We start from the raw sequence: 4606 nt of genomic DNA on the forward strand, positions 1-4606 counted from the left end.
GCCATCTCCTGCTTCATCTTCTCGATAACCTTGCGGTACTCGGGGTCGCAAGCGCCCAGAATCTGTGTGGCGTAGATGGCGGCATTCTTGGCGCCGTTGATGGCAACGCAGGCCACGGGCACGCCCGAAGGCATCTGCACCATCGACAGCAGCGAATCCATACCGCCCAGGTCACTCGTCTTCATAGGCACGCCGATAACCGGCAGCGGCGTGAAAGCAGCCACGACACCACCCAGGTGAGCGGCCTTGCCGGCGGCGGCGATAATCACTTTGATACCGCGATCGGCAGCAGTCGAGGCCCACTCGTGGACCTTCGCCGGCGTGCGGTGTGCGCTCGCAATGACGAGCTCATAGGGCACACCAAGCGCCTCGAGCTCGGCGGTGCAGCCTTCCATAACGCCCAGATCGGACTTGGAACCCATGATGATCCCGACAACCGGCTTTTGATCTGCCATAAACAAAGACCTCCTGTTGAGAACGGCGACGCGGCGGATCCGCGACCCTTAACTACTGAGAGTAGTATAGCTGCTCCCGTCCCTGCGGTCTGTGTGGCGCTTCGCGGGCGGGCCAGGCTTTATCTTCACTCCGGTTGCTTTGCAAAGTCGTTCAGATAAAGCCTGGCCCGCCCGCGAAGCGCCCTGCGACCTACCGGGAATTGCTATGACGTACGTTTGCTGATGAATTGGAAGGAAAGGTCAACGGAGGCTGAAGGCAATTGGTTCAGCGAAAAACCCTGACAAACCTAATTCGTCAGGGCCCCACCAACGCTCACTCGTCGTTCATCGTTAAAGCTAGATATTCTCTTCCGCCCATTTCTCGAAATCGAGCTCTCGTCTCTGAGCAGTTCGGTAGACTTCCATGTCTTCGCGAGCGCCTACCACTACGATGGCCATCTTTTCTTTAATTCTGATGAGGCGGTACACGATTCGAATGCCACTTCCCCTGAGCTTGATCTTCATAAAGCCAGTCAAATCCGTACCTGCCTTGTTTCCAAGAGGCTTGCCGAATCCACCTTCGTTCTGCGGCAATGGGTTCGTTCTGATTTTTTCTATAGCCTTAAGGACGATCTTTCGTTGGGAGCCGTCCAGACGCTTAATATCCTTGAGAGCATCCGGGTAGAAAGCGACTTCGTACCCACTCATTCAAACTCGACCTCATCCATCTGATCGAGTTCGTCCTGGCTCACACCCAGCTCTTCCATAACATCAGACAGGGAAACAAGCGCATCGTCACTTGCCACAGCCATTCTCTTAAGCGCCAACGTTAACAAGGTGAGGTCCTCCTCCGCTTGCTTCGCTTCCCTATATTCATCGGGTGTCACAATCACAAACGCTGGCTTGTTGTGTTTGAGAACCACAACAGGATTGTCGTCCCCAACCTTCGAAAATGCAGCCGAGCCCTTACCGTGGCTGAAATCGCTAATTGAAACAAGGTTGTCGAGCATCTGCAAAGCAGGCATACATACCTCCTAAAAATGAATTCTTTTTCGAATTCATTTTATCATTCTTTTTTGCTATATTGTACCGCGCAACCGAAACAACCTTTTAGAATACGAATCCGAGCTTAGAATGACTGTTGGCCCTCGCACCGCCCTTGCCTCTTTTATTACGTCAAGTGGTATACAGCGAAGCAAAATGGCGATCTAAAGTGCGCGGCACTCGCCTCGCATCGCCACAAAAAACAAACTGCTCCCCACCCACTCGGGCAAGGAGCAAGCCTCATTTTTAATCAGACTGAGAACCACGAATGCAGAAACACAGGCGACTTCAGTCCCTTATCGCCGAGAGACGTTATTGTGCAGCCATTTCTTTAAGCTTCTCAGCCATCAACAAACACACGTCTTCCGATTGCGGGTACACGCCAAAATGATCGAAGAAACCATGGTCACATCCGGCATATTCGATGACCTCGACATCGATTCCTGAAGACCGTAATTTTGTAGCCCATTTTTCATCGGGGATACGAAGCGGATCGTATTCGGATGTCACGATAGTCACCGGGGGGAAATCAGTGCAGTCCTCAAGCATTAGCGCAGAAATCAACGGGTCATGAGGAGACATTTTTCCGTGTGCACAAAGTTCGACCATCGGGCCGTCCGAATCGCGAAGATGGTCGATGCGAAAACGCGCAACGTCCTCTTGATCGGCTATCGCAGGAAAATCCTCATATCCCTCGCCCTGTTCGCCCGCAAGGTCGACTTCAGGATAGATTTCGAAGGCATGGGCTACAGCTCCAGCACCCCTGAGCTGAACACACGCATTAGTAAGGCTTCCTCCTGCGGAGTCGCCGGCGACCATTATTTTATGAGGATTGATTCCGAGATCCCCGGCATGCTCGCACACATAATCAAGAGCAAGAACGCAATCCTCGATCTGCCCGGGAAATGCCGTCTCCGGCGCCAAGCGGTATTCTGGATAAACCACCACTGCACCAGACTTTTCGGCGATGAACTCGAGCTGATGTTCAAATTGCAGAACATTCCCCGCCATAAACGCGCCGCCATGCAGGTAAACGAGCGCTGGACTTGCCTTCTTATGATTTGGTGGCGTCCAGACGAATAAATCTATATAGCGATCGGCCGCCTCCATGAGGATCTCATCGCACTGAACCTCACCATCGAGTAGGCGGTATGTCGGCTTATCCGGGCGATGGCGCATTCCAATAAGGCTCGTCCAGCTCGGAGACATGCTAACATTCCGCATCTTCTTGCGAGATACCTCGAGAATTCGTGGGTCAAGCACATGCTCTCTTTCATCATCAGGAACCGGACGAATTTGAACCTCGAGCCCCCTCTTCTCGGTTATAAACGAGCGACCGGAGATGGCGCCAATCAACGCCTCGTCGTATTGTCTGCCCATCTTAAATCCCCTCTCGGCGATAACGCCAAATCGATATTTCCATAACTTTTGAGATAACGGCTTATGATGTCCTCAGTTGTCGTATATCTATGTACTAAAGAAACTGAAGACCAAGGGGTCCACCATGCCTGCAGCAAAAGACGAGCTCACTCAGCCAGAGCTTCTCTATCAGACCGTTGAAAACGATATCCTCAAGAAAATAGTTTCTGGCGAACTCCCCGGCGGCAGTCAGATTCCCACCGAAACCGAGCTTTGCAAGCAATACAAAGTAAGCAGGATCACCGTAAGACGCGCCGTACAGAATCTCATTGACCAAAACTTGCTCTACCGCCTGCGAGGCAAGGGAACATTCGTAAACCCATCGAAGCTCACCCTGAAACGAGGAACAAGCACCATTTTCAATTTGAGCTCCGACCCCCAATACGGCGATAAAACAACCAAGTCCATCTTGGAAACAGGCTTGATCAAGGCTGATGCCCACATTGCACGGGAGCTCAAAATTGACAACGGAACCGTAGTGCAACGAGTTGCGCGCTTGGTTTATATCGAAAATGCCCCCTGCGCCATCGACACCGTTTATGCAACGCAGGGCACTCTGCCCGGACTACTGGAGCTTCTCACAGACAATGTCAGTCTTTTCGACCTGATCGCCAACCATTACAGCATCGCAACCGGTATTGAGAAGCTCAAAATCACCGCAGGAATAGCGGGGCTCCAAGAAGCAAACCTTCTCGGTTATATCGTTGGAGCCCCCGTGAGCGTTGTCGAGCACGTCACATATGCCTGCGATGAAATGCCGCTCCACTATTCAAAAACCGTTTGGCGAGCAGACGCATCGTCCTTCGAGTTCAGCATCTCAAAAGATGGACGCCTTCTCTAGCCCAAAATCCCCAGGACGCCGAGCACAATACCCGCAGCGAGAATGCCCACAATCTGCCAAATAATTTTGACCTGTTTCTTATTGCAAAGACACATAATCCCGAACGCGCAGAGCGGCAAAAGAGCCGGGAATATCCCATCGAGCGTTTCCTGCAACTTAAACGCGGTGTCGCCGAAGTTAAGAGCGAGCGGAGTGGTAACTGCAACGGTGGTCGCCACCATTCCACCAACTACCATTAGTCCCACAATCGCCAGGCCGGACGTAACTTTGTGCATTACATCAGAATCGTTCAGCTTCGAAATCATGCCACTGCCAAGCGAATAACCATACTGAAGCCCAAACCAGCGGATCAGGATCGTTGGGACATTATAAAGAAGCAGGAACAGGATTGGGCCGAGCAGACTGCCCGAAAGGCAAAGTCCTGTCACAACGCCCGTCGCAATCATGCGAAGCGTACTGGCAATCAGTGAATCTCCAATACCGGAAAGCGGAGCCATAAGCGATGCTTTCATGGCGTTAATTGAGGCGGTGTCAAAGTCCTGATTGTTGGCGTTCTCCTCCTCCATGGAGGCCACAATGCCGGCGACCAGAGGATTAAACGTAACTTGAATATTGTAGAACTCAAGATGACGCTTATATGCCTCGATCCGGTCTTCAGGCTTATCGTATAACCGCTTGATTACCGGAATCATGTCGTAGCAGAAACCAACGTTCATTTGTCGGTCAAAGCTCCACATGATGTTGAGTGGAAAGCTACGCCAAAATAACGCCTTTAAGTCTTTCTTGGTTATTTGTTAGCGTCGGATTATTTTAGCCAAATATAGTCGGCCGAGATTGACCAATCCCGGCCGACCCATTTTAGCCAACA

6 protein-coding genes are annotated in these 4606 nt (G+C 51.6%); 1 reads left to right on the top strand and 5 read right to left on the bottom strand.

The genetic code is table 11. The features are described from left to right. From purE to AB5405_RS09500, 4 genes are all read right to left on the bottom strand, one after another. On the bottom strand, positions 1-455 hold a 455-nt coding region (purE, locus tag AB5405_RS09485), incomplete at its 3' end, for a 5-(carboxyamino)imidazole ribonucleotide mutase (RefSeq protein ID WP_368138312.1). Between the two features lie 336 nt (positions 456-791). Beyond that, the gene (locus AB5405_RS09490; RefSeq protein ID WP_006235811.1) at positions 792-1142 is read right to left on the bottom strand and encodes a type II toxin-antitoxin system RelE family toxin; all 351 of its coding nucleotides are present in this window, start codon (positions 1140-1142) and stop codon (positions 792-794) included. Further along, positions 1139-1459, bottom strand: coding sequence for a type II toxin-antitoxin system prevent-host-death family antitoxin (locus tag AB5405_RS09495; RefSeq protein WP_368138313.1), 321 nt, complete (start codon positions 1457-1459; stop codon positions 1139-1141). Before AB5405_RS09495 ends, AB5405_RS09490 begins: the two co-directional genes overlap by 4 nt. 331 nt (positions 1460-1790) lie before the next feature. After that, positions 1791-2858 (bottom strand): alpha/beta hydrolase, encoded by a 1068-nt coding sequence (locus AB5405_RS09500; RefSeq protein WP_368138314.1) that lies wholly within the window; start codon positions 2856-2858, stop codon positions 1791-1793. Between the two features lie 124 nt (positions 2859-2982). Here AB5405_RS09500 and AB5405_RS09505 point away from each other — a divergent pair, with 124 nt between their 5' ends. After that, on the top strand, positions 2983-3738 hold the full coding sequence (locus AB5405_RS09505) for a GntR family transcriptional regulator (RefSeq protein WP_368138315.1): 756 nt from the start codon (positions 2983-2985) through the stop codon (positions 3736-3738). On the opposite strand, the gene AB5405_RS09510 is transcribed toward AB5405_RS09505, so the two are convergent. Next, positions 3735-4529, bottom strand: a complete 795-nt coding sequence (locus AB5405_RS09510) for a PTS system mannose/fructose/sorbose family transporter subunit IID (protein ID WP_368138316.1) — start codon at positions 4527-4529, stop codon at positions 3735-3737. The genes AB5405_RS09505 and AB5405_RS09510 overlap by 4 nt on opposite strands. Positions 4530-4606 lie beyond the last annotated feature (77 nt).

The sequence above is a fragment of the Collinsella aerofaciens genome (genome assembly GCF_040920445.1).
Lineage (GTDB): Bacteria > Actinomycetota > Coriobacteriia > Coriobacteriales > Coriobacteriaceae > Collinsella > Collinsella aerofaciens_BH.